Source organism: Vibrio chanodichtyis, assembly GCF_028863985.1.
GTDB lineage: Bacteria > Pseudomonadota > Gammaproteobacteria > Enterobacterales > Vibrionaceae > Vibrio > Vibrio chanodichtyis.
The window spans coordinates 1-22,574 of record NZ_JARBFT010000011.1 but is presented as its reverse complement, the minus strand read 5'-3'; the positions used below and the strand labels follow the sequence as shown (position 1 = coordinate 22,574).

At 49.2% G+C, this 22,574-nt stretch carries 21 protein-coding genes; 9 read left to right on the top strand and 12 right to left on the bottom strand.

Annotation, left to right across the window (positions count from 1 at the left end; genetic code table 11):
* Nucleotides 1-5 precede the first annotated feature (5 nt).
* Nucleotides 6-1,382 carry a GntP family permease gene (locus PUN32_RS10905; RefSeq protein WP_166013848.1) on the bottom strand — a complete coding sequence of 459 codons (1,377 nt, stop codon included), beginning with the start codon at nucleotides 1,380-1,382 and terminating at the stop codon, nucleotides 6-8.
* A 154-nt stretch (nucleotides 1,383-1,536) separates the two neighbouring features.
* On the opposite strand from PUN32_RS10905, the gene PUN32_RS10900 reads away from it, so the two are divergent.
* Nucleotides 1,537-2,052: a gluconokinase gene (locus PUN32_RS10900; protein ID WP_166013847.1), complete on the top strand. Its 516-nt coding sequence runs from the start codon at nucleotides 1,537-1,539 to the stop codon at nucleotides 2,050-2,052.
* Complete coding sequence (edd, locus tag PUN32_RS10895; protein WP_274723245.1) at nucleotides 2,049-3,845, top strand: phosphogluconate dehydratase; 1,797 nt, start codon at nucleotides 2,049-2,051, stop codon at nucleotides 3,843-3,845. Before PUN32_RS10900 ends, edd begins: the two co-directional genes overlap by 4 nt.
* 122 nt (nucleotides 3,846-3,967) lie before the next feature.
* On the opposite strand, the gene PUN32_RS10890 is transcribed toward edd, so the two are convergent.
* The 3 genes from PUN32_RS10890 to PUN32_RS10880 all read right to left on the bottom strand — a co-directional run bounded on the left by PUN32_RS10890 (nucleotide 3,968) and on the right by PUN32_RS10880 (nucleotide 7,319).
* The gene (locus PUN32_RS10890) at nucleotides 3,968-4,966 is read right to left on the bottom strand and encodes a substrate-binding domain-containing protein (protein ID WP_274723244.1); all 999 of its coding nucleotides are present in this window, start codon (nucleotides 4,964-4,966) and stop codon (nucleotides 3,968-3,970) included.
* 112 nt (nucleotides 4,967-5,078) lie between these two features.
* Complete coding sequence (locus PUN32_RS10885) at nucleotides 5,079-6,317, bottom strand: mechanosensitive ion channel family protein (protein WP_274723243.1); 1,239 nt, start codon at nucleotides 6,315-6,317, stop codon at nucleotides 5,079-5,081.
* Nucleotides 6,318-6,395: 78 nt separating this feature from the next.
* The gene (locus PUN32_RS10880) at nucleotides 6,396-7,319 is read right to left on the bottom strand and encodes a D-2-hydroxyacid dehydrogenase (protein ID WP_274723242.1); all 924 of its coding nucleotides are present in this window, start codon (nucleotides 7,317-7,319) and stop codon (nucleotides 6,396-6,398) included.
* A 73-nt stretch (nucleotides 7,320-7,392) separates the two neighbouring features.
* On the opposite strand from PUN32_RS10880, the gene PUN32_RS10875 reads away from it, so the two are divergent.
* A complete protein-coding gene (locus PUN32_RS10875; protein WP_274723241.1) occupies nucleotides 7,393-7,980 on the top strand; it encodes a YjaG family protein in 588 nt (195 codons plus the stop codon).
* 105 nt (nucleotides 7,981-8,085) lie between these two features.
* Here PUN32_RS10875 and fis read toward each other — a convergent pair whose 3' ends face one another.
* From fis to aroQ, 6 genes are all read right to left on the bottom strand, one after another.
* Nucleotides 8,086-8,382, bottom strand: coding sequence for a DNA-binding transcriptional regulator Fis (gene fis, locus PUN32_RS10870; protein ID WP_000462885.1), 297 nt, complete (start codon nucleotides 8,380-8,382; stop codon nucleotides 8,086-8,088).
* Between the two features lie 23 nt (nucleotides 8,383-8,405).
* Entirely contained in the window at nucleotides 8,406-9,374 is a 969-nt protein-coding gene (gene dusB / locus PUN32_RS10865) for a tRNA dihydrouridine synthase DusB (protein WP_274723158.1), read from the bottom strand.
* 139 nt (nucleotides 9,375-9,513) lie between these two features.
* Nucleotides 9,514-10,401, bottom strand: a complete 888-nt coding sequence (gene prmA, locus PUN32_RS10860; RefSeq protein WP_274723157.1) for a 50S ribosomal protein L11 methyltransferase — start codon at nucleotides 10,399-10,401, stop codon at nucleotides 9,514-9,516.
* A gap of 278 nt (nucleotides 10,402-10,679) precedes the next feature.
* Entirely contained in the window at nucleotides 10,680-12,023 is a 1,344-nt protein-coding gene (gene accC, locus PUN32_RS10855; RefSeq protein ID WP_274723156.1) for an acetyl-CoA carboxylase biotin carboxylase subunit, read from the bottom strand.
* A 14-nt stretch (nucleotides 12,024-12,037) separates the two neighbouring features.
* On the bottom strand, nucleotides 12,038-12,496 hold the full coding sequence (accB, locus tag PUN32_RS10850; protein ID WP_274723155.1) for an acetyl-CoA carboxylase biotin carboxyl carrier protein: 459 nt from the start codon (nucleotides 12,494-12,496) through the stop codon (nucleotides 12,038-12,040).
* Nucleotides 12,497-12,556: 60 nt separating this feature from the next.
* Entirely contained in the window at nucleotides 12,557-13,006 is a 450-nt protein-coding gene (gene aroQ / locus PUN32_RS10845; RefSeq protein ID WP_274723153.1) for a type II 3-dehydroquinate dehydratase, read from the bottom strand.
* 312 nt (nucleotides 13,007-13,318) lie between these two features.
* On the opposite strand from aroQ, the gene PUN32_RS10840 reads away from it, so the two are divergent.
* Nucleotides 13,319-14,509: a 3-phenylpropionate MFS transporter gene (locus PUN32_RS10840; RefSeq protein WP_274723152.1), complete on the top strand. Its 1,191-nt coding sequence runs from the start codon at nucleotides 13,319-13,321 to the stop codon at nucleotides 14,507-14,509.
* A gap of 16 nt (nucleotides 14,510-14,525) precedes the next feature.
* On the opposite strand, the gene gppA is transcribed toward PUN32_RS10840, so the two are convergent.
* Nucleotides 14,526-16,019, bottom strand: coding sequence for a guanosine-5'-triphosphate,3'-diphosphate diphosphatase (gene gppA, locus PUN32_RS10835; protein ID WP_274723150.1), 1,494 nt, complete (start codon nucleotides 16,017-16,019; stop codon nucleotides 14,526-14,528).
* A gap of 7 nt (nucleotides 16,020-16,026) precedes the next feature.
* Nucleotides 16,027-17,337, bottom strand: a complete 1,311-nt coding sequence (gene rhlB / locus PUN32_RS10830; RefSeq protein WP_274723148.1) for an ATP-dependent RNA helicase RhlB — start codon at nucleotides 17,335-17,337, stop codon at nucleotides 16,027-16,029.
* A gap of 111 nt (nucleotides 17,338-17,448) precedes the next feature.
* On the opposite strand from rhlB, the gene trxA reads away from it, so the two are divergent.
* The 5 genes from trxA (at nucleotide 17,449) to fre (ending at nucleotide 22,216) form a co-directional block, all read left to right on the top strand.
* Nucleotides 17,449-17,775 carry a thioredoxin TrxA gene (trxA, locus tag PUN32_RS10825; protein ID WP_001280783.1) on the top strand — a complete coding sequence of 109 codons (327 nt, stop codon included), beginning with the start codon at nucleotides 17,449-17,451 and terminating at the stop codon, nucleotides 17,773-17,775.
* A gap of 197 nt (nucleotides 17,776-17,972) precedes the next feature.
* Complete coding sequence (gene rho, locus PUN32_RS10820) at nucleotides 17,973-19,232, top strand: transcription termination factor Rho (RefSeq protein WP_274723118.1); 1,260 nt, start codon at nucleotides 17,973-17,975, stop codon at nucleotides 19,230-19,232.
* 150 nt (nucleotides 19,233-19,382) lie between these two features.
* Nucleotides 19,383-21,224 carry a 4-hydroxy-3-polyprenylbenzoate decarboxylase gene (gene ubiD / locus PUN32_RS10815; protein WP_274723117.1) on the top strand — a complete coding sequence of 614 codons (1,842 nt, stop codon included), beginning with the start codon at nucleotides 19,383-19,385 and terminating at the stop codon, nucleotides 21,222-21,224.
* Complete coding sequence (locus tag PUN32_RS10810) at nucleotides 21,221-21,490, top strand: 2Fe-2S iron-sulfur cluster-binding protein (protein ID WP_274723116.1); 270 nt, start codon at nucleotides 21,221-21,223, stop codon at nucleotides 21,488-21,490. Before ubiD ends, PUN32_RS10810 begins: the two co-directional genes overlap by 4 nt.
* Before the next feature lie 15 nt (nucleotides 21,491-21,505).
* Nucleotides 21,506-22,216, top strand: coding sequence for an NAD(P)H-flavin reductase (gene fre, locus PUN32_RS10805; RefSeq protein WP_274723115.1), 711 nt, complete (start codon nucleotides 21,506-21,508; stop codon nucleotides 22,214-22,216).
* Nucleotides 22,217-22,574: the final 358 nt, after the last annotated feature.

Genomic DNA, 22,574 nt, shown 5'->3' with positions numbered 1-22,574 from the left:
TACCTCTACAGAATAAAGCTGAGTGTTGCCACAATCAGGAAGGCGATACCGCCCAATAGGGTTTCCATCACAGTCCACGTTTTCAGAGTGGTTTTTTCATCCATCTCCATCAAACGTGATACCAGCCAGAAACCAGAATCGTTAAAGTGGGAAAGCACAGTAGCACCGCCGGCAATCGAAATCACGATAAAGCACAGGTCAAACTCCGATAAACCGGTGGTCGCAGCGACGGTCGGTGCAATCAATGCTGCGGTGGTGGTGAGAGCGACCGTGGCTGAGCCTTGCGCCACTCGCAAACAAGTGGAAATCACAAACGCGGCAATTACAATCGGCATTCCGGTGTCAGACAGCACGCCAGCCAGTGCGTGGCCAATGCCGCTGGCGCGTAATACGCCACCAAACATACCGCCCGCGCCGGTGACTAAGATCACCGCACAAATTGGTGCCAATGAATCACCACACAGTTTTTCTAGACGCGCCATGCCGTAATCTTTGGCAAAGGCGGCCAAACAGACCAGTAGGGTGATCAGCAAGGCGACCGGCGTTTTACCCAGCATGCGCAGCAATTCGACCAGTGGCGTTTTGCCATCAATCACACCCGCTACCGCTAAGGTGTTTAAACCGGTATCCATGAAAATCAGCAGCACGGGTAGAACCAAAATGATCATGACCGTAGCAAATTTTGGCAGTTTTGCTTCATCGATGATCGCATCGGTATTGAAGAATGCTTTTGAGAGCGGAATATCGAATTTTTTGCCCGCGTACAGGCCAAATAGGTAAGCGCCGAAGTACCAAGTTGGGATAGCAACCAAGATCCCGACAATCAGCAATAAACCGATGTTGGCGCCAAGCAGTTCAGCCGCAGCCACTGGGCCTGGGTGAGGTGGCACAAACGCGTGCATTACCGCAAAGGCACCTGCAGAAGGCAGTGCGTATTTGAGTGGTGAGCCACCAAAGCGTTTCGCGACACTGAAGATGATCGGCATCATCACAATCAGGCCGGCATCAAAGAAGATCGGAAAGCCAAACAGCAGTGAGGCGACACCGAGTGCAAACGGTGCGCGCTGCTCACCGAAGCGACCAATTAAGGTGTCGGCCAGTACTTTCGCGCCGCCAGTCACTTCTAAGACTTTGCCAATCATTGCGCCAAGGCCGACGAGGAGTGCGACCGAGGCCAGCGTGCCACCAAAGCCGCTCATCATGGTCGGAACCACTTGATCGGAGGCCACGCCGGTGGCGATGGCGGTGCCTAAACTGACTAAGGTCAGCGCAGCAAATGCGTGAATTTTAAAACGGATGATCAGCAGTAATAGGGCAATAATTGCCACTACGGCTACTGAGAGTAGGTAAGTCGGATCAGAGGTTTGTAGTAGGGGGTTCATAAGTTCACCGTCCAGATTTTATAGTTTGTGTTATAGCTCACATTTAGTAAAGTTACCGGTAACATGTTACCCATAACATGAATAAGATAAACCCATATTTTGAAGTGAATTTTAAAAATGCGATCACGCGCAAGTTTGGTATTAAGGAGTCGTTATGGCTGGTAGTAGCATCATTGTGATGGGGGTTTGTGCTTGCGGAAAAAGCACTATTGGTGAGTTATTGGCAAGGCAGACCGGGCGCAAATTTATTGATGGGGATGATCTGCATCCACGCGCCAATATTCAAAAAATGGCGTCTGGCCAGCCGTTAAACGATCACGATCGCACGCCTTGGTTAGAGCGGATCCGCGATGCCGCTTATAGCTTAGAGAGTAAAAATGAGCACGGGGTGATTGTGTGCTCGGCGCTGAAAAAGCAGTACCGTGATCAGATCCGTGAAGGCAACCAAAACGTGACCTTTCTGTTTTTAGATGGTTCTAAGGATTTGATCATGGAACGCATGCGCGCTCGTCAAGGCCATTTTATGAAAGAGAATATGGTCAATAGCCAGTTTGAAGCGTTAGAGCGTCCCGATGGTGAGCCGCAAACCCTGATCATCCCGATTGATTGCTCGGTGGAGCAAGTGGTGAGCTGTGCGATTCAAGCGCTGCAAGAGCAGGAGGGGTTATGATCCATCCAATTTTAGCCAAGGTAACCGACAATCTGATTGAACGTAGTCGTGAAGCGCGCGCAGCATTTATCGCCCGCAGTCAAGCGCAGCAACAAGCGGGCAAAGGCCGTGCGGCACTCTCTTGCGGTAACTTAGCCCATGCGGTTGCCGCATCTTGCAGTACCGAAAAGAACACCATTTTGGATTTTACCCGCAGCAATGTAGCGATCATTACTGCATACAACGACATGTTAAGCGCGCACCAGCCTTATCAAGCCTATCCAGATCGCATCAAAACGGTGCTGGCGCAGTTAGGTCACTCAGCTCAAGTTGCGGGTGGCGTGCCAGCAATGTGCGATGGGGTGACGCAAGGCCAGCCTGGTATGGATATGTCGCTATTTTCAAGAGATTTGATTGCGCAAGCGACTGCATTATCACTTAGCCATAATGTGTTTGATGCCACTTTGCTGCTCGGAATTTGTGACAAAATTGCTCCAGGGCAACTGATGGGCGCGCTCTCTTACGCGCATTTGCCCACCGCCTTTATGCCGGCAGGTTTAATGGCCACCGGGATCAGCAATGATGAAAAAGTCGAGGTGCGCCAGAAATATGTGGCCGGTCAAGTCGGTAAAGAGGCGCTGCTGGCGATGGAGTGTCAGGCTTACCATGCGCCGGGCACCTGCACGTTTTATGGCACGGCCAATACCAACCAACTGGTGTTTGAAGCGATGGGGCTGATGCTGCCAGGCTCGGCGTTTGTGCATCCACACAGCGAGCTGCGCCAAGCACTCAACGATGATGCAACGCTTAAAATTGCCAGCATGACTCAAGGCTCGGCGAACTATCGCCCACTGTATCAAGTGGTGACCGAGAAAAGTCTGCTTAACGGGATTGTTGCGCTGCTGGCCTCGGGCGGCAGTACCAATCACTCGATCCATATGCTCGCGGTCGCGCGTGCGGCGGGGATTTTGCTGACTTGGCAAGACATTAGCGATCTGTCGGATGTGGTTCCGTTACTGGCCAAGGTCTACCCTAATGGTCCAGCGGATATGAACGCGTTCCAACAAGCGGGTGGTGTACCAGCCTTAATGCAGTGTTTGCATGAGGCCAAACTACTGCATGCCGATGTAACTCCAGTGTTTGGTGAGTTTAGCGATCAACTGAGCTTGCCTGAGTTGATGGATGGTGAGCTGCGTTGGGTGGCGTGCCAAGGCACGCGCGATGCGCAAGTGATTGCGGCACCGGATCAAGCTTTCCAAGCCACTGGTGGCACCAAAGTGCTGAATGGCAATTTAGGTCGTGCGGTGATCAAAGTGTCTGCGGTAAAGGCGGATCAGCAAGTGATTGAAGCGCCTGCAGTGGTGTTCCAGTGTCAACACCAAGTGGAAGCGGCTTACCAACGTGGTGAACTGAACCAAGATTGCATCGTGGTGGTGACTCATAATGGTCCAGCGGCCAATGGTATGCCAGAGCTGCACAAGTTGATGCCGATTTTAGGTAATGTGCAAAAAGCGGGTTTTAAAGTCGCGTTAGTGACCGATGGTCGTCTATCGGGCGCTTCGGGCAAGATCCCATCGGCGATCCATGTGTCACCGGAAGCGGTCCGTGGTGGCGCGATTGGTTTGGTTCGCACCGGTGATCGACTGCGGCTTGATTGCACTACTGGCACGCTGGAAAACTTAACCGAGATAAGTCAACGCCAGCCGCTCAGTTTAGATACTGAGCGCGATCAGCAGATGTGGGGGCGTGAGTTGTTTAAAGTGATGCGTCAGGCGGTTTCTTCGGCTGAGCAAGGGGCGAGCTTTATTGTCTAGCCTTAGATTATCTAACATGGTCAGATAGCACAGACAAAAAAAGGCGGTATCACCGCCTTTTTTGATCTCTCTTTATCATTTAACGTCTGAACACTGAATATCGGCTCACTGAACGCTAGGCGTTACACACTGCCACCTTGTGTAAAACGATAGCCCATATCCACCACTTTATTGGCTTGGCGTTGGCCTTTAAGCGCGGCAATTAGCAGCTCGGCACTTTTCTCGCCAATCGCATAGCGTGGCGTATCCACACTGATCAGTTTGGGGCTGATGGCTCGGCCGATATCCAGCGCATTGTAACCCACGACTGCCAGTTGCTGCGGAACGCAAATCCCACGTTGCTGGGCGACCAGTAAAGTACCAATTGCGATATCATCGTTGGTGCAAAAAACCCCATCCAGATCAGGATAACGCGCTAAAGCCTCATCAAGTAACTGTGCTGCGAGTGAGAAACTGGAATGCGAGCCAGTCAGGACGTGTTTAATGCTCAAGCCCGCTTCTTGCATCGCACGATCATAGCCCTGCATACGTAGCTTGGTGCGGGTATCAAGCCGTGCTCCAAAATAAGCAATCGAGCGTTTACCGGCGGCGATGATTTTTTTCACCGCCTGATAGGAGGCTTCCACGTGATCCATACCGACCGCCATATCAATCGGCTGACTTGGCAGCTCCATGGTTTCTACCACCGGTAAGCCCGAGTTGGCGATCATCTGTAACGTGCGTGGGGTGTGATGGCTTTCGGTCAAGATCAGCCCATCAACCTGATAGGCAAGTAAAAACGCTACTTTGCGCTCTTCTTCTTGCTCATCATAGCCAAAGTGGGCGAGTAGGGTCTCATAGCCATGGGCTTTGGTGACCGCTTCAATCCCTTGTACAAAAGAGGCAAAAATTTGGTTGGACAGCGAAGGCAGCAAGATTCCAATCGTGTTGCTCGATGCTTTCGAGAGCATGGCGGGGGCACGGTTTTCTATATAACCTAGGGCTTCCACCGCCAGCGCAATTTTCTCTCGCGTGGCAGCGGCAACCGAGTCTGGATTACGCAGATAGCGCGACACGGTCATTTTGGTTACGCCAACTTGATCGGCCACATCTTGCAAGGTTGCCCGCTGTTTTTTTGTCATAGGTGCTTGAGTATTTTATAAAATGTTATGAGTAACATTATGACCAAGTGCCTAAAGTTGCACAACCGCCACGTTGAGTTGGCTTCGCTTTCGTGCCCCCTATTATGGGGGATTAATTTCTCAGCGCCCGAAAATCATTGCCAGTTGGTGCTTGTGATACGCAGAGGCCAAATTCAGGCAGCACGGCAAAAATATGATCAAAAATATCGGACTGAATACGCTCATATTCCACCCAAACCGTGGTGTTGGTAAAACAGTACACTTCCAGTGAAATACCATCATGAGTGGGGGCTAACTGACGTACCATCAGCGTCATATCTTGATGAATATATGGATGGTTGCGTAGATAGCGTTCTAGATAAGCGCGAAAACTGCCGATGTTGGTCAGACGGCGGCCATTGATCCGACAGGCTAAATCCCACGGTTTTTGCTGGTTGTAGTGGCTGATCTCTTGCTCTTTTTCGCTCAAGTAAGGTTCGAGCAGTTGGGCTTTTTTCAGCGCCTGTTTCTCCTCTTCCTGCAAAAAATGTACGCTGGTGGCATCGATCAACATACTGCGTTTGATGCGTCGACCACCGGACTCTTGCATACCTTTCCAGTTTTTAAACGAATCGGAAATCAATGCGTAGCTTGGAATGGTGGTAATAGTCTTATCCCAGTTTTGTACTTTGACTGTGGTCAGGCTGATATCAATCACTGCACCATCAGCGCCGTATTTGGGCATTTCTAACCAATCACCGACCGAGAGCATTCTATTGGCCGAAAGCTGTACGCCGGCCACCAATCCCAAGATCGGATCTTTAAACACCAACATGACTACCGCGGTCATTGCGCCTAAGCCGCTGAGCAGGATCACCGGCGATTTACCAATCAAAATAGAAGTAAAAAACAGCGCAGCGATAATAAACACGATCAGTTTGATACTTTGCAAAATACCGCGGGTGGGCAGATTTTTTCCCACTTGGGTGCGGCTGATCAGGATCTCCAGCACATTGAGCAAGGAATACATTGCCAACATGCCAAATGCCACAATCCATAACGAGGTGACGGTGTGCAGCACATCGTAAATCAAGGTCTCGGGACGCAGCCACAACTCGGTTTGGACCGCGATGACGATGCCTTGGATCAGTAGCGCAAAACGGCTAAACAGGTGCTCTTTAAATAACGCATGGCGCCAAACGCTCTGTTCATGGTGAGCATAGCGTTTGAGCCACAGCAGCACTCCGCGATGTAACACCAAGTGGATGGCAATCGAAATCGCAGCGATCAATCCTAGCGCTTCAGCCAGTTGGATCACGCGTTCAAGCTCAATATCGTACTGCTGTAACCATAGGGTCAATGTGTCAAGCATGGCTTACTCCTTAATCAATCTGCCGCTCATAGTATCTTAAGCGCAGATCGCTTGCCACGCTAAGCCCGCGAGAGAGTTTTAATAGCCTTTGGCAAAATCAATCGCATTGCGTAGTGGGCGCTGCTCTCGCCAGCGCTGATAATTATCAGCAAAGATATCGATCACTTGCTCAGGAAAACTGACTGCCGCAATGTGCGGTGTCACCGTAATGGCGGGGTGCTGCCAAAAGGGGTGTTCAGTGGCGAGAGGCTCGTGCTCAAAAACATCCAAAAAGGCGTGACGGATGTGTCCTGCCGCCAACAAAGCGGGCAGATCTTGCTCAACTAAGGTGGCTCCTCGTCCGACGTTAAACAGCAGTGCCTGATGACAGTGGCGTAAGTTGGCATGATTGAGCAATCCGGCCGTTGCCAACGTATTGGGTAAGGTATTGACCAGCAAATCGGCGCGCGCGAGTGCCAATGACAGTTCGCTGATTGGGTAAGTGGCATCGAAATCGCCTTCGCAGCTAGGCACACCAGTGCGGTTGACACCAATTACGCGCAGCCCAAACAGTTTGGCCACTTTGGCTAAATGGCTACCAATTGAGCCAGTACCAAGGATCACCATGGTTTGATTGGCCAGTGATGCGTAAGGGTGCGGCTGCCAGTATCGTTGTAACTGTTGGCGATGGTAGATGGCAAAATCCCGTTGCTGCTGCAGAGCGTAACCCATCACATATTCTGCGATTAACTGGCCAAAGATGCCTTTGATATTGGTCAGTTGATAGTCTTGTCGCAGCTGCGGTTTGATTAATGTATCGACGCCCGCATAGGCCGATTGCAGCCATTGCAAGCGCGGGAAATCATCAAGGCAGCGTGCTGCGAGCGGTGGCGCGGCGAGTAAAATCGTGGCTTGAGTTCGATCATCGGTCAACCTGAGCTCAGGCAGTTGGCGCTGCTTGAGTAGCTCGCGGTAGTGTTGATCATGTTCGGTAAGAATGTAGAGATAGTGGAAATTGTTCATAGGCGCGTCTTTTTTCCCTTATGGTTATCCAGTACACTTCCGCTGTCTTTTTCCGCAACGATTTGAAGTGACTATGTTACAAAATCCTTTACAACTTCGTCTTGAGAAGTTTGAACCTTGGCAACAGATTACCTTTATGGCCTGTTTGTGTGAACGTATGTATCCTAATTTCGCGATGTTCTGTCAGCACACACAGTTTGCTGAGGCACGTATTTATCGTGACATTCTCGACAGTGTATGGGAGTTGATGACGGTAAAAAATGCCAAAGTTAACTTTGAGCATCAGCTTGAGAAGCTTGAAGAGCTGATCCCGACCTCGGATGCGTTTGATCTATATGCGGTGTATCCGGCAATTGACGCCTGTGAAGGGTTGGCCACTTTGCTGCACGGCTTGCTTGATCGTGATGATTTGGCGCAATCGATGCTTAAAGTGAGTCAGATTTCGGTACAAACCGTAGCTCAGCTTGAAGAAGCGCAAACCGGAGAAGCGATCACCAACCACAACCAGAAAGATAACCAAGCGGTCTGTGCCGAGTGGGATGTCCAGTGGGCGATTTTCCGTCCGCTACGTGAAGCGGTCGAGCGCGATATTGAGCTGATTAAAGATCTGCGCAAAGAGCTGCGCGAAGAAGCAGTCAGCAATATTGGAGTCGGAGTGTAAATCACTCAGCGCGTCAGCCTCTGCTCAGCAAGGCTGCTTGGATATAAAAAAACCGCCTCAAATCAATTGAAGCGGTTTATAAAATAACGCGTTAACTAATATTAATTAGTTCATGCCGTATTTTTTCAGTTTCTTACGAAGAGTACCGCGGTTGATACCCATCATGGTTGCTGCGCGAGTTTGGTTGCCACGCGTGTATTGCATGATGGTGTCCAGAAGTGGTTGCTCAACTTCAGCTAGAACTAATTCATACAGTTCAGTCACTTCTTGACCATTCAGTTGTGCCAAGTAGTTTTTAAGAGACGCTTTAACAGAGTCGCGCAGTGGCTTTTGCGTGATTTGGTCTTGTGAAGTCACGGTAGTAACGGTTAAAGCTTCTGAAGTCAGATTTTGTTCGAACATATTCGGTCTAGCTCTTCTCTTAATTATGATGCAACGTTATCAAAATACCCTTCGAGCACATCAAGTTGCTGCTCTGCAGTCTCAATGGCATTGAAGGTACGGCGAAACGCACTCGCTTGTTCATGCTGTTGCAGGTACCAGCTCACGTGTTTGCGTGCAATCCGTGGGCCTAAATACGCTCCATAAAATTGATGGAGTGCGTTGACATGACCAAGCATGATGTCTTTCACTTCCGTTAACGGAAGCTCTGGCATTGTGGTGCCGTGTTCCAAATAGTGTTGGATTTCCTGAAAAATCCATGGTCGTCCTTGGGCTGGACGGCCAATCATTAAAGCGTCGGCACCGGTGTACTCCAGTACATAGCGAGCTTTTTCCGGGCTATCGATATCACCGTTCGCGATAACCGGAATGCTCACCGCCGCTTTGACCGCTTTAATGCTGTCGTATTCCGCCTTACCTTTGTACATGCAGGCACGAGTTCGCCCATGGAGCGCCAGTGCTTGGATGCCGCAGTCTTCGGCTAATTGAGCGATTGAGAGACAGTTCTTGTTGTCTGTATCCCAACCAGTGCGGGTTTTGAGTGTTACAGGAACATTCACCGCATTGACTACTGTTTTCAGGATATTTTCAATCACATCCGGATAGCGTAGCAGTGCAGACCCCGCGAGTTTTTTATTTACTTTTTTGGCTGGGCAGCCCATGTTGATATCGATGATTTGCGCACCGTTTTCAACGCTGAACTGTGCAGCGTCAGCCATCAGCTGTGGATCGCAGCCCGCAATTTGTACTGAGCGAATGCCCGATTCGCCTTGGTGTACCATGCGGTTTTGCGATTTGGCCGTTTTCCACAGTGCAGGATTAGAGGACATCATTTCGCTGACCGCCATTCCTGCTCCGTAACGTAAACACAGCTCTCGAAATGGTCTGTCGGTGACACCCGCCATTGGGGCGACGATCAGATTGTTCTTAAGTTGATGGTTTCCGATTTTCAAAACGTCTTCACAGCTTCGTACTAGCAAGGGCGCGCATTTTACGCATTTTTTTGATGTCTGAAAAGACTAATATTTGAGCATTGGCGATTTGTTTTGCTAAATAGCCGATTTATCAGTCAATTAGACCACAAAGTCTTGTCTAGCCTAGCTTGCGACCAGAAATGCGGCACCATTCGCTTTTCTCGGCGATCGGGTCAAGCTCGACATCGGCGCGATAGAATTCTGCTACGCTTTCGGCTTGGGTATCTAAGATGCCGGACATCGCCAGTTGGCCGCCGGGTTTGAGTAGTCCTTTGATAATCGGTGAAAGCTCACGCAGTGGACCGGCCAAAATATTAGCCACCACCACATCGGCCAGTAAGCCTTCTGGTTGGTCTTTTGGTAGGTAAACTTCGATTTGATCTTCGACGCCATTACGTGCGGCGTTATCTTTCGAAGCCAGTAAGGCTTGTGGATCGATATCAATCCCGATCACTTTTGCTGCGCCAAGTTTGATCGCAGCAATCGCGAGGATGCCGGAGCCACAACCAAAGTCGATCACGGTTTTGCCACTCAGATCGAGATGATCCAGCCACTCTAAGCACAACGCGGTGGTAGGGTGGGTGCCAGTTCCAAACGCTAAGCCAGGATCAAGCATCACGTTGACCGCTTGAGGATCGGGCACTTCACGCCAGCTTGGACAGATCCAAAGGCGACGGCCAAATTGCATTGGGTGGAAGTTGTCCATCCACTCGCGTTCCCAGTCCTTGTCTTCCACTTGTTCGACTTTGTAAGCAAAATCTTGCGCCAGCATGTTGCTGGTTTTGATTTGTTCAAGGATCAGCGAGGTATCCATATCCGCTTCATACAGTGCGACCACATCGGTATCGCCCCATAGGCGGGTTTCGCCCGGTAGCGGTTCAAAGACCGGCGTATCTTTGGCATCGAGGAAAGTGACTGACACGGCACAGGTTTGTTCCATCAGCATATCGCCAATCGCTTCGGCGTTGTCGTTGGTCGCATTGAGTTTAATTTGAATCCAAGGCATGGCTTAAGATCTCATCGGGTTTAGATTGGCGCAGAGTGTAGCAGATTTGCCACTGATGTTCAGGCCAGAAAGTGGTCAGAGATAAAACAAAAAGCCCACCGAAGTGGGCTTTGTTCCCTGCCAACTTGAAGCTGCAGCGGTGTTGGGCTAGGTTCGTTCACCCCAATCACATAGTCTGCCTATGCTCATGGGGATTCACTCACTTGCCGCCGACCTGCAACTCCAAGTAGTTTGGGGATCGTTAATTTGGCGATGCGCGATGAGAATAAAACCGCGGCTTATTTGATGCCGAGTTTTTTCTCCAGATAGTGGATGTTAGTACCACCATGTTGGAAGTTTTCATCTTGCATGATCACTTGTTGCAGTGGGATATTGGTTTTGATCCCCTCCACAATCATCTCATTGAGTGCGTTACGCATGCGCGCAATCGCGACATCACGGTTTTCACCGTAAGTGATGAGTTTGCCGATCATCGAATCGTAGTGCGCCGGTACGGTGTAGCCAGAGTAAATGTGCGATTCCCAACGTACGCCCATGCCGCCAGCGGCATGGAAACGCTCAATCTTGCCTGGGCAAGGTAGGAAACGTTCAGGATCTTCCGCGTTGATCCGGCACTCGATGGCATGGCCACGGATTTTGATATCGTCTTGGGTGAACGACAGTGGTTGGCCTGCCGCAATTCGCAACTGCTCTTTGATCAGATCAACACCAGTGATCATTTCCGTCACGGGATGTTCAACCTGAATACGGGTGTTCATCTCAATGAAGTAGAATTCGCCGTTTTCGTACAGGAATTCAAAGGTACCTGCACCGCGATAGCCGATTTCGACACAGGCACGAGTACAACGCTCACCGATGAATTTACGCATTTCTTCGGTGATGCCCGGTGCTGGTGCTTCTTCCACCACTTTTTGGTGGCGACGCTGCATGGAGCAGTCACGCTCACCAAGATGGATTGCGTTACCTTGGCCATCGGCGATCACTTGCACTTCAACGTGACGTGGGTTTTCCAGGAATTTCTCCATGTACACCATGTCGTTGTTAAAGGCGGCTTTGGCTTCGGCACGCGTCATCTGGATCGATTTAGTCAATTCAGCTTCGTTGCGTACCACGCGCATCCCACGACCACCGCCGCCACCTGAGGCTTTGATGATCACCGGATAGCCGATGCGTTTAGCGTGCGCTTTATTTTTCGCTTCGTCGTTATCGAGTGGGCCGTCTGAACCCGGTACACAAGGGACACCGGCTTTTTTCATTGCAGTGATGGCAGACACTTTGTCACCCATCAAGCGGATGGTTTCCGCTTTCGGACCGACAAAGATGAAACCGCTACGCTCGACTTGCTCTGCAAAATCGGCATTTTCCGACAAAAAGCCGTAACCTGGGTGGATCGCGACAGCACCCGTTACTTCCGCCGCCGAGATAATGCGTGGAATATTCAGGTAACTGTCGATGCTTTTCGCGGGACCGATACAGATCGACTCATCCGCCAGCAGGACGTGTTTTAAGTCACGGTCTGCGGTTGAGTGGACGGCGACAGTTTTGATGCCTAATTCTTTACATGCGCGCAGAATTCGTAGGGCAATTTCGCCTCGGTTTGCGATGACTACTTTATCTAACATAGAAGTGGCCTCGATTATTCGATAACAACGAGCGGTTGATCGAATTCTACTGGTTGACCATCTTCGACTAGAATCGCTGTTACTACGCCGGATTTGTCCGCTTCGATCTGGTTCATCATTTTCATCGCTTCAACAATACACAGTGGATCGCCGGCTGAAACTGTTTGACCTACTTCGATGAAGGATTTGGCTTCTGGACTTGGTGAACGGTAGAAAGTCCCCACCATAGGAGAAAGGACTTGATGACCAGCTGGTACTTTGGCTGCCGGTGCTTCGGTTACCGCCGCTGCTTGAGCTACAGGCGCTGGCGCGGCAACGGGTGCAGGTGCTGCGGCATAGTGCACTTGAGCGGTTGGAGCTGGCGCACCGTAACGACTGATGCGTACTGACTCTTCACCTTCAGAAATTTCCAGTTCTGCGATGCCAGACTCTTCAACCAACTCGATAAGCTTTTTGATTTTGCGGATATCCATTATTTCTTTCTCTTTCATCTTGTGAGTAAGACAGCCCCGCAGGGCTGTAGAGTTTCTTGTTTACTGAGTCTGCAATGCGTGGATCGCGGCAGACAGAGCAAATTGGTAACCTTGCGCACCTAAACCACAAATCACCCCTTGTGCTTTATCTGACAAGTAGGAGTGATGGCGGAATGGTTCGCGAGCATGAACATTCGATAAATGCACTTCAATAAACGGAATTGCCACCCCAAGTAGTGCATCGCGTAGCGCAACACTGGTATGGGTGAAAGCCGCGGGATTGATGATGATAAAATCCACCTTGCCGTAGGCTTGGTGAATCGCTTCAATCAGCTCATATTCGCGGTTCGATTGCAGATGTTGTAACTCAATGCCAGCATTTTGCGCTTGATCGCGCAATTGGGCGACGATCTGCTCTAAGCTTTGCGAGCCGTAATGGGCAGGCTCACGCAAACCTAATAAATTGAGGTTTGGTCCATTTAGAACAAGAATGCGAGAGTTTGCAGTCATTGTGTAGCCATCTTCCTTTATTGTGTGGTGAATAAGCAGTTTCCCATAAATTGACTTATTCGACATAAAGTTTTTGTCAAAAGTTCGCAGATTTTAGTAAATTGCCCACGATTATAGCCAATTCATAACAAATGGCAGCAATTTACTGGTCTAATCACCTAGTTTTACCGTTTGATTGTGCCGTCGAGTTAACAAAATTAGGTGCTGTGGGTGAGAACTAGGAAATCTGCAGTCTGCGAATCTTCCCTTTTTGATCAACTCATCGCCATGCATAATGTGCGCGTTTTCTCTCCCTTTTGATTAGGAATGATCATGTTAACCCCCTCCCCTTATGGCTGGATTTCGCAGTATTTCATCGGTTTTTTCTTTGCTTATGGCGTTTATTTGCCATTTTGGTCACTTTGGTTTGCGGAACAAGGTGTTTCGGCAACCGATATTGGTATGTTGGTGGGGATTGGCTTTGCCACTCGCTGTGCTGCTAATTTATTGTTGACCCCACGTTTGCATCGCGTTGAGCAGTTGATGCCAGCCTTACGTTGGCTGAGTTTTGCTGGCTTGTTATTTGTTGGCTTGCATTTTTTTACAGGTGGAAGTTTTTGGTTAATGGCGCTGGCTACGGTGTTATTTAACCTATGCTGTGGGCCGATTTTGCCACTTTCAGATGCTTTGGCGAACTACTACTCTAAGCTAAAAATGCTGGATTATGGGCGCACTCGCCTGTGGGGATCAGTGGCGTTTATTGCCGGATCTACTGTGGTCGGTTTTTTGGTCGCCCAATGGGGAAGTCATATGATTTTGTATACGGCTTTGGTTGGTATGGCGGCCTCGTTGTTGCTTGGTTTTCGTAAGACCACGCCGATGCCAGTGACCGAACAGCAAGATGATATGCAGCGCCCTAAGTTGCCCCAATTGCTGACCGAATGGCCAATTGTTAAGTTTCTGTTGTTGATCGCACTGCTTCAAGGTAGTCACGCCGCGTATTACAGTCTTGGTTCGATCTATTGGAAGCAGGCTGGCCACTCGGAAGATATTATTGGTTATTTGTGGAGTCTAGGAGTGGTCTCGGAAGTACTGGTGTTTGCGTTTAGTAAGCGCTGGTTTGCGGGATGGAGTCTGCGCTCGCTATTTATTGTGGCTGCCCTTGGGGTCATGGCTCGTTGGGGGCTGACCGCTTCGACCACGATGATTGTGGCTTTAGTCGCCATTCAATTATTGCATGGTGTGACTTTTGCGATTGCGCATATTGCCGCGATTCAATATATCCAGCAAGTAGCACAAAATAAGATGGTGGCTTTGCAAGCGTTGTATAACGCAATCCCACTTGGCGCGGTGATTGCAGGGATGACAGCGTTGAGTGGCTGGGGTTATGAGCATTGGGGGGCTGCCGTGTTTTGGGTGATGGCGGCAATGGGGGCTTTAGCATTATTGCTGCCGATTGATAACCCGACATCGGCAGCGTCAGAAGGCGACACGGTGCATGCACAGCCTGAAACGTCGCTTTAAAATGGTTGGTGATTAATTACCAGCACTCTATCGAGAGTGGCCAGCCAGTATCGGTTTGGCGATTTGCCTCAAGCTCGAGTTCGGTACGCGTGAGAGGGTTTTTGGCTAGCCAGCAGCCATCAATCCTCAACGTCAAGTTATCGTCTTGGGCGCTGAGTTTGATGTCCGGCTCTAGTGAGGCATTGCGACGATGACTGAGTAAGACCGCAAGGCGCAGCAGACGTAGAACACGCTTAGCGCTGGTGGCAGAGAGTGCATATTGCTCAGGCAATAGCGTTAGTGGCTCACGATAGCGGCGTACTACTTCGGCTAAATAGTGCTTTTGTGCGCGAGTGTAGCCAGGAAGATCCAGATGCTGCAGTAGATAAGCGCTGTGTTCACCGCCTTTTTTAAAATCGATGGTGAGACCAATTTCATGCAGCTGTGCCGCTGTGCGTAGTAACATCTCGGCTTGTGGTTCGCTGACCCAGCAAGCACCGCCACATTGGGCAAGCAGTTTGCTCGCGAGTGTGGCGACTTGCTGACCATAAGCACGGTCAATTTGATAGCGGGTTTGCAAACTGTGTACAGTGCGCGCTCGAATATCATTTTGACGTAAACTCTGCACCATTTCATAGACTAAGCCTTCGCGCAGTGCGCCGCCAGCCAGAGTCATTGCTTCAATATTGAGCGATTCAAAGATTGCTATCAGGATTGATAAACCGCTTGGAAAGACCAACGCACGTTCAAGGGTTAAGCCTTCGATATCCAGTTCTTCCAGATGATTGGCTTGCATGGCTTGTTTTTGTAACCGCTTGAGTTTGGCAAGCGTGATCACTTCATCCATGCCTTGCGCTAGCATGATCTCTTGCAATGCCTGTACGGTGCCACTTGCACCTACACACACATTCCATCCGAGCTGAGTATAGTGTGCGAGGATCGGCTCAAGCATCTGTTTGGCGGCACTAATTGCGTGCTCAAAGTTGCTGGTGGTGAGTTGACGATCTTTAAAATGACGCTCTAACCAAGTGACACAGCCCATTTTTAAGCTGGTCAGTGCCTTGGCATCAAAATCTTCACCGATGATCAACTCAGTACTCGCGCCACCAATATCCACCACGAGGCGACAGCCTAAGCCACCAGAGGTATGCGCCACCCCTTTGTAGATGGTTGCCGCTTCAGTTTCACCAGAAATGATTTCGATCGGATGACCTAAAATTTGGTTAGCGGTGGTGAGAAAATCCGCTGCGTTGCAGGCGGTGCGTAGTGTTGCGGTGCCGACAATGCGGATATTATTGCTGGGAATATCTTGCAGTCGTTCAGCGAAGAGGCTGAGACAATCCCAACCTCTTTGCATTGCTTCTAAGCTCAAGACGTTATGTTCATCTAAACCTGCGGCTAGACGTACTTTGCGTTTGATTTTGGCCATCGTCTGCACGCTGCCATCGATATGACGCACGACCAACATATGAAAGCTGTTGGAACCTAGATCAATCGCAGCATACAGCGGTGAAGAAACGACTTGGCTCATAGCGACATCACGCGTCCTTTTTCGGACGAGGCGCGCGTGGGCGGCGTTGCTGCGGTTTACGATTGCCGTTATTGTTGCGTGAGCCTGCTGTGTTGTTGCGTCGCTGTTGTGGCGATGAACGCAGGCTTAGTGGCGCAGGTAAATCAGTTAATAGCGCGCTTGGATCGTAATCTGATACTGGAATTGAGTGTTCAATATAGCTCTCAATTTCAGTCAAGTTAATCGCGTACTCTTCACAAGCAAAGCTGATTGAGTGACCGCTTTCCCCAGCACGCCCAGTACGACCAATGCGGTGAACGTAGTCTTCACAATCATCCGGTAAATCGTAGTTAAATACGTGGGTAACTTGCGGAATATGCAAACCACGCGCCGCGACGTCGGTGGCGACCAGAATATCCACTTCACCTTGGGTGAATTGCTCTAATATACGTTCACGCTTTTTCTGAGGGACATCACCAGTCAGAAGGCCAACACGATGGCTATCTGCCGCTAAATGCGCCCAAATTTGCTCACAGCGATGTTTAGTATTGGCGAAGATAATCGCGCGATCTGGCCATTCTTCTTCGATCAGCGTTTGTAGCAGCGCCATTTTATGATCGTTCGATGGATAGAACAGCTCTTCTTGAATGCGATGACCCGTTTTTTGTTCTGGCTCGACCACCACATGCTCAGGATTGTTCATATGCTCAAACGCCAATTCTTGTACACGATAAGAGAGTGTCGCAGAGAACAGCATATTGAGACGATCTTTTGGCTCAGGCATGCGGCGGAACAAAAAGCGAATGTCTTTAATAAAGCCCAGATCAAACATGCGATCGGCTTCATCAAGTACAACCGCTTGAATGTGGTTGAGGTCAAACACGCGCTGTTTGTAGAAATCGATGATCCGTCCGGTGGTGCCGATCAGAATATCCACGCCACTTTGCAGCTTAGTTAACTGCTTATCATAGCTTTCGCCACCATAAGCCAGTGCGGCTTTTAGACCAGTACTTGCCAATAGTGGCTCCGCATCATTAAAGATTTGGATCGCCAGCTCGCGAGTGGGAGCCATAATAATCGCACGCGGTTGATTTTCCGCTCGACCTTCAGCTGCTGGTGTGGTTAATAAATGGTTGAAGGTAGCAGTGAGAAACGCGAGCGTTTTACCAGTCCCAGTTTGGGCCTGGCCTGCGATGTCTTGGCCGGAGAGCAGTACCGGCAACGCCAATGCTTGGATAGGGGTGCAGTAAACAAACCCTTTTTTTTCCAGTCCATCAATGACTTGTGGTTGTAAACCAAAGTCGGCGAACTTATGCTCTGTGATATGCGTCTTTTTCATCGCTATAGAATATCAGCTTACGCTTGCAATACGGAAGTAAATACATTCCAATAGAGCATCTATTTACTGGTTGAGTTATCACCAGTGCAGAAAATTACATTGGAGTGAAAGATGAGTGACAAAATTTTGCAGCTAACCGATGACGGTTTCGAGAACGATGTAATCAAAGCTGCAGGCCCGGTTCTAGTCGACTTCTGGGCGGAGTGGTGTGGTCCTTGTAAAATGATTGCGCCTATCCTAGATGAAGTTGCGGATGAATACGCAGGCAAACTCACTATCGGCAAACTGAATATTGACCATAACGCTGGAACGCCACCGAAGTTTGGTATCCGCGGCATTCCAACCCTGTTACTGTTTAAAGATGGCAGTGTGGTAGCCACCAAAGTGGGTGCGCTATCCAAGACTCAACTGAAAGAGTTCCTTGACGCGAACCTGTAATCAGTCAAACCGCCAAACCGTACATAGCAATATGTACGGTTTTGTTTTTGGCAAAAAACAATTTCTAGACTAGGCTAATATTTAGTGCTAGTTTATCGCACGTTAATTAAACAGTTGTTCACTTCTTGGTCAATCCTAAGGCCATGTCTATCTTAATTTAACAACAATCCTTTTTGACTAAATAAGTATCCACCACAATGAATCTAACAGAACTGAAGAACACCCCTGTGTCTGATCTGGTTAAGCTGGGCGAAAGTCTGGGCCTTGAAAACCTGGCACGCCTACGCAAACAAGATATTATTTTCGCAATTCTCAAAGCACACGCAAAAAGTGGTGAAGACATTTTTGGCGATGGGGTTCTGGAAATTCTTCAAGACGGTTTTGGTTTCTTACGTAGTGCAGACAGTTCATATCTGGCTGGTCCTGACGACATCTATGTGTCACCTAGCCAAATTCGTCGCTTCAATTTACGTACTGGCGATTCAATTGCCGGAAAAATTCGCCCACCTAAAGAAGGTGAGCGTTACTTTGCGCTGCTCAAAGTCAACACGGTCAATGATGATCGCCCAGATAACGCACGCAATAAAATCCTGTTTGAAAACTTAACTCCTCTGCATGCCAATGAACGTATGGTGATGGAGCGTGGTAACGGTTCAACAGAAGATATCACTGCGCGTGTTCTCGACCTTGCAGCACCAATCGGTAAAGGTCAGCGTGGTTTGATTGTTGCTCCGCCAAAAGCGGGTAAGACCATGTTGCTACAAAACATTGCGCAAAGCATTGCTAACAATCACCCTGAGTGTGTGTTGATGGTGCTGCTGATTGATGAGCGTCCTGAAGAAGTAACCGAGATGCAGCGCTTGGTCAAAGGCGAAGTGGTTGCTTCAACCTTTGATGAGCCAGCGTCACGCCATGTACAAGTGGCAGAAATGGTGATTGAAAAAGCCAAACGTCTGGTTGAGCACAAAAAAGATGTGGTGATCTTACTTGATTCGATTACTCGTTTAGCGCGTGCTTACAACACGGTCGTACCAGCATCCGGTAAAGTATTAACCGGTGGTGTGGATGCCAACGCATTACATCGTCCGAAGCGTTTCTTCGGTGCGGCACGTAATGTTGAAGAAGGTGGTAGCTTGACCATCATCGCAACAGCGTTGGTTGATACTGGTTCGAAGATGGATGAGGTCATTTACGAAGAGTTCAAGGGTACCGGTAACATGGAATTGCACCTGAACCGTAAGATTGCCGAAAAACGCGTATTCCCAGCTATCGACTTTAACCGTTCAGGTACCCGTCGTGAAGAGCTGCTCACCAAAACGGATGAGCTACAAAAAATGTGGATCCTGCGTAAAATCGTTCACCCAATGGGCGAAAGTGATGCAATGGAATTCCTGATTGATAAATTGGCGATGACCAAAACTAATGATGAGTTTTTCGATGCGATGCGTCGTCAATAGTTGTTACTGATTAATCATGTTCTCAAACACCACCCTTGCGGTGGTGTTTTTGTTTGATCTGAGATTGATCGATCTCAGATCAATAAAGCACGCGGAAAAATTATAGGCTTTGTTATACTGAGAATATCGCTGTCAATGAGTATCAGACCTATGAATTTTAAGGACTTACGGGATTTTCTTGACTATTTAGAGCAACGTGGAGAGTTAAAACGCATCACCGACCCGATTGATCCGCATTATGAAATGACCGAGATCAGTGATCGGACCTTGCGTGCCAAAGGGCCAGCGTTGCTGTTTGAAAATCCGTTAGGTTACGATTTCCCTGTGCTGACCAATTTATTTGGCACCCCAGAGCGAGTCGCGATGGGCATGGGGCGACAGCAGGTGCAAGAGCTGCGCGATGTGGGCCAGTGGTTGGCTTATCTTAAAGAGCCTGAGCCACCACGTGGCCTAAAAGAGCTGATCGAAAAGCTGCCTATTTTCAAACAAGTGTTGAATATGCCAGTCAAACGACTACGGCGTGCCGCTTGCCAAGAAATTGTATGGCAGGGAGATCAAGTCAATCTTGATAAAATTCCCGTGATGAGTTGTTGGCCTGAGGATGTTGCGCCACTACTCACCTGGGGTTTGACCATCACTCGAGGCCCACATAAAAAGCGCCAAAATCTGGGGATCTATCGCCAGCAAAAAATTGCGCGCAATAAAGTGATCATGCGTTGGTTGGCGCATCGCGGTGGGGCGTTGGACTTACGTGACTGGATGGAGAAACATCCCGGAGAACGCTTTCCAGTCAGTGTCGCGTTTGGTGCCGATCCTGCCACGATTCTTGGGGCAGTAACACCAGTGCCGGATAGTTTATCTGAATACGCTTTTGCAGGTCTGCTGCGAGGTAGCCGTACCGAAGTGGTTAAGTCGATCAGTAATGATCTCGACGTGCCAGCCAGTGCTGAAATCGTGCTCGAAGGTTATATCGACCCTAACGAATTTGCCGCTGAAGGTCCGTATGGCGATCACACCGGCTACTATAATGAGGCGGAACACCATCACGTGTTTACTGTCACTCATATTACCATGCGTCAGCAGCCAATTTATCACAGTACTTATACCGGACGTCCACCGGATGAGCCTGCGGTGCTCGGTGTGGCGCTTAATGAAGTCTTCGTTCCTATCTTACAAAAGCAATTTCCTGAAATTGCCGATTTCTATCTGCCTCCTGAAGGCTGCTCGTACCGCATGGCGATAGTGACACTCAAGAAGCAGTATCCCGGGCATGCTAAGCGAGTCATGCTCGGAGTGTGGTCGTTTTTGCGTCAGTTTATGTATACCAAGTTTGTCATCGTATGTGATGAGCAAGTGAATGCACGCGATTGGTCACAAGTGATGCAGGCGATGGTGGGCAATATGTCACCGCAGCGCGATACGTTGTTTATCGAGCATACGCCAATTGATTCGCTGGACTTTGCTTCACCAGTGGCGGGCTTAGGCTCAAAGATGGGGTTAGATGCGACCCGTAAATGGGATGCCGAGCTCGCGCTGGCGACAAACGCTGAAATCCCTGGTCATGCAGCGCTGACGGTTGACCTCATCAAAAGTCTACTGGCAGATGAACCGGATATTTTGGACGTGGCGTTACCCGATGCTGGCCAAGGTCAGCTCGCACTATTGCTAATCAATAAGCGACAAGCAGGGCAGGGGCAACAGGTACTGCAGCGTGTGATCGATAAGTTAGGCGCTTATACACCGCTTAAGTTTGTGATTTTGTGTGATGACGATGTGGATATTGATGACTGGAATGATGTGATCTGGGCGATGACGACACGCATGGATCCGGCGCGTGATAGTCTGCGGATCGCGAGTCAAGATCTGCTCGGGTTTGATGCCACCAATAAGCTACCGAGCGAGGTGACTCGCGAATGGGGCAAGCCGATCCGCAAAGATCCCGCGTTGGTCGCTAAAATTGATCATTTATGGAGTAAGCTTGGGATCGAATGATGAACAGCGTCCGCTTACTGCCTAGCGAAAAACAATTTACAATCCATCCGGATCAAACGGTGCTTGATGCTGCGCTCAACCAGCAGATAGCCTTTCCTCACCGCTGCCAAATTGGAGTTTGTACGGCTTGCTTATGTAAGTTGGTTGACGGTGAGGTGGAGTATCAACTCGAACCGTTACTGACTGAACAAGAAAAAGCCACAGGTTGGATGCTCGCCTGTCAAGCTTACGCGACCACTGATTTAGTGCTGACTTTTAAAGAGTAAGCCAGAGGAAGTTCAATGATAATTCAATGCCAAGTCAAGTCTGTGCAACCACTCGCAATCCATACTTACCAAGTTTTACTGCAGCCAGAGTTGGCGATCGCTTATCAAGCGGGACAGTATTTAATGGTGGTAATGGATGACAACGATAAGCGACCGTTTTCGATTGCCAATAGCCCATCGCGGGCGAGTGGGGAATTAGAGCTGCATATTGGTGCCGCGGATCACAGTCCCTTTGCACACCAAGTGGTGGAGGTGTTTCAGCAAGCATATCTCAATCACACGACGATTAAAATTGACATGCCACATGGCAATGCAGGGTTGCAACAGAGTGATCGCCCATTGCTGTTGATTGCGGGGGGCACTGGCTTTAGCTATGTGCGATCCATTTTAGATGCTTGTCTGATGCAAGGTAAAACTCAGCCGATCCACCTTTATTGGGGGGCGCGTGATGCGGCGCAGCTTTATGCACTGAATGAGTTGCAAGAGCTTGCCAAGCAATATTCTCACTTGCAGGTTGTCCCTGTGATCGAGCAAGTGCAAGATGGCTGGACAGGAAAAGTCGGCAATGTACTGCAAGCAGTGAATGGTGATTTTGTCAGTTTGGCTGATTTTGACATCTATATAGCCGGGCGTTTCGACATGGCTGCGGCGGCACGTGAACAATTTACTCAAAACAAACAAGCTCGCCGTGATCGAATGTTTGCCGATGCTTACGCTTTTATTTAAATACAGCGCCTAAGTATAGGGAATGAGATAGGAGCCTTACTGGAAAGACAAGGCTCTTTGTTGTTTATTATTGTTTAAATAACCACAGAATAATTTATCTGTGGATAACGTGTGCTTAATCTATGAGTAAAGTGGGATAAATAAGCCTTTGCGCGTAAGTTAAGCGCTTGAGCGTTATTTTTGTATTTTTTCTCAAAAAACACTTGCCAGTGTGAAGTTGATCTCTATAATGCGCCCTCACTGACACGGCAGACGCCGCAAGGCTTAAGAGCCAGTCAGTGAGGCAAAACGCTTCGATGCAAAAAGATGAAAAAAGTGTTTGACACTGACAATTATCTCGCTAGAATGCACAGCCTCT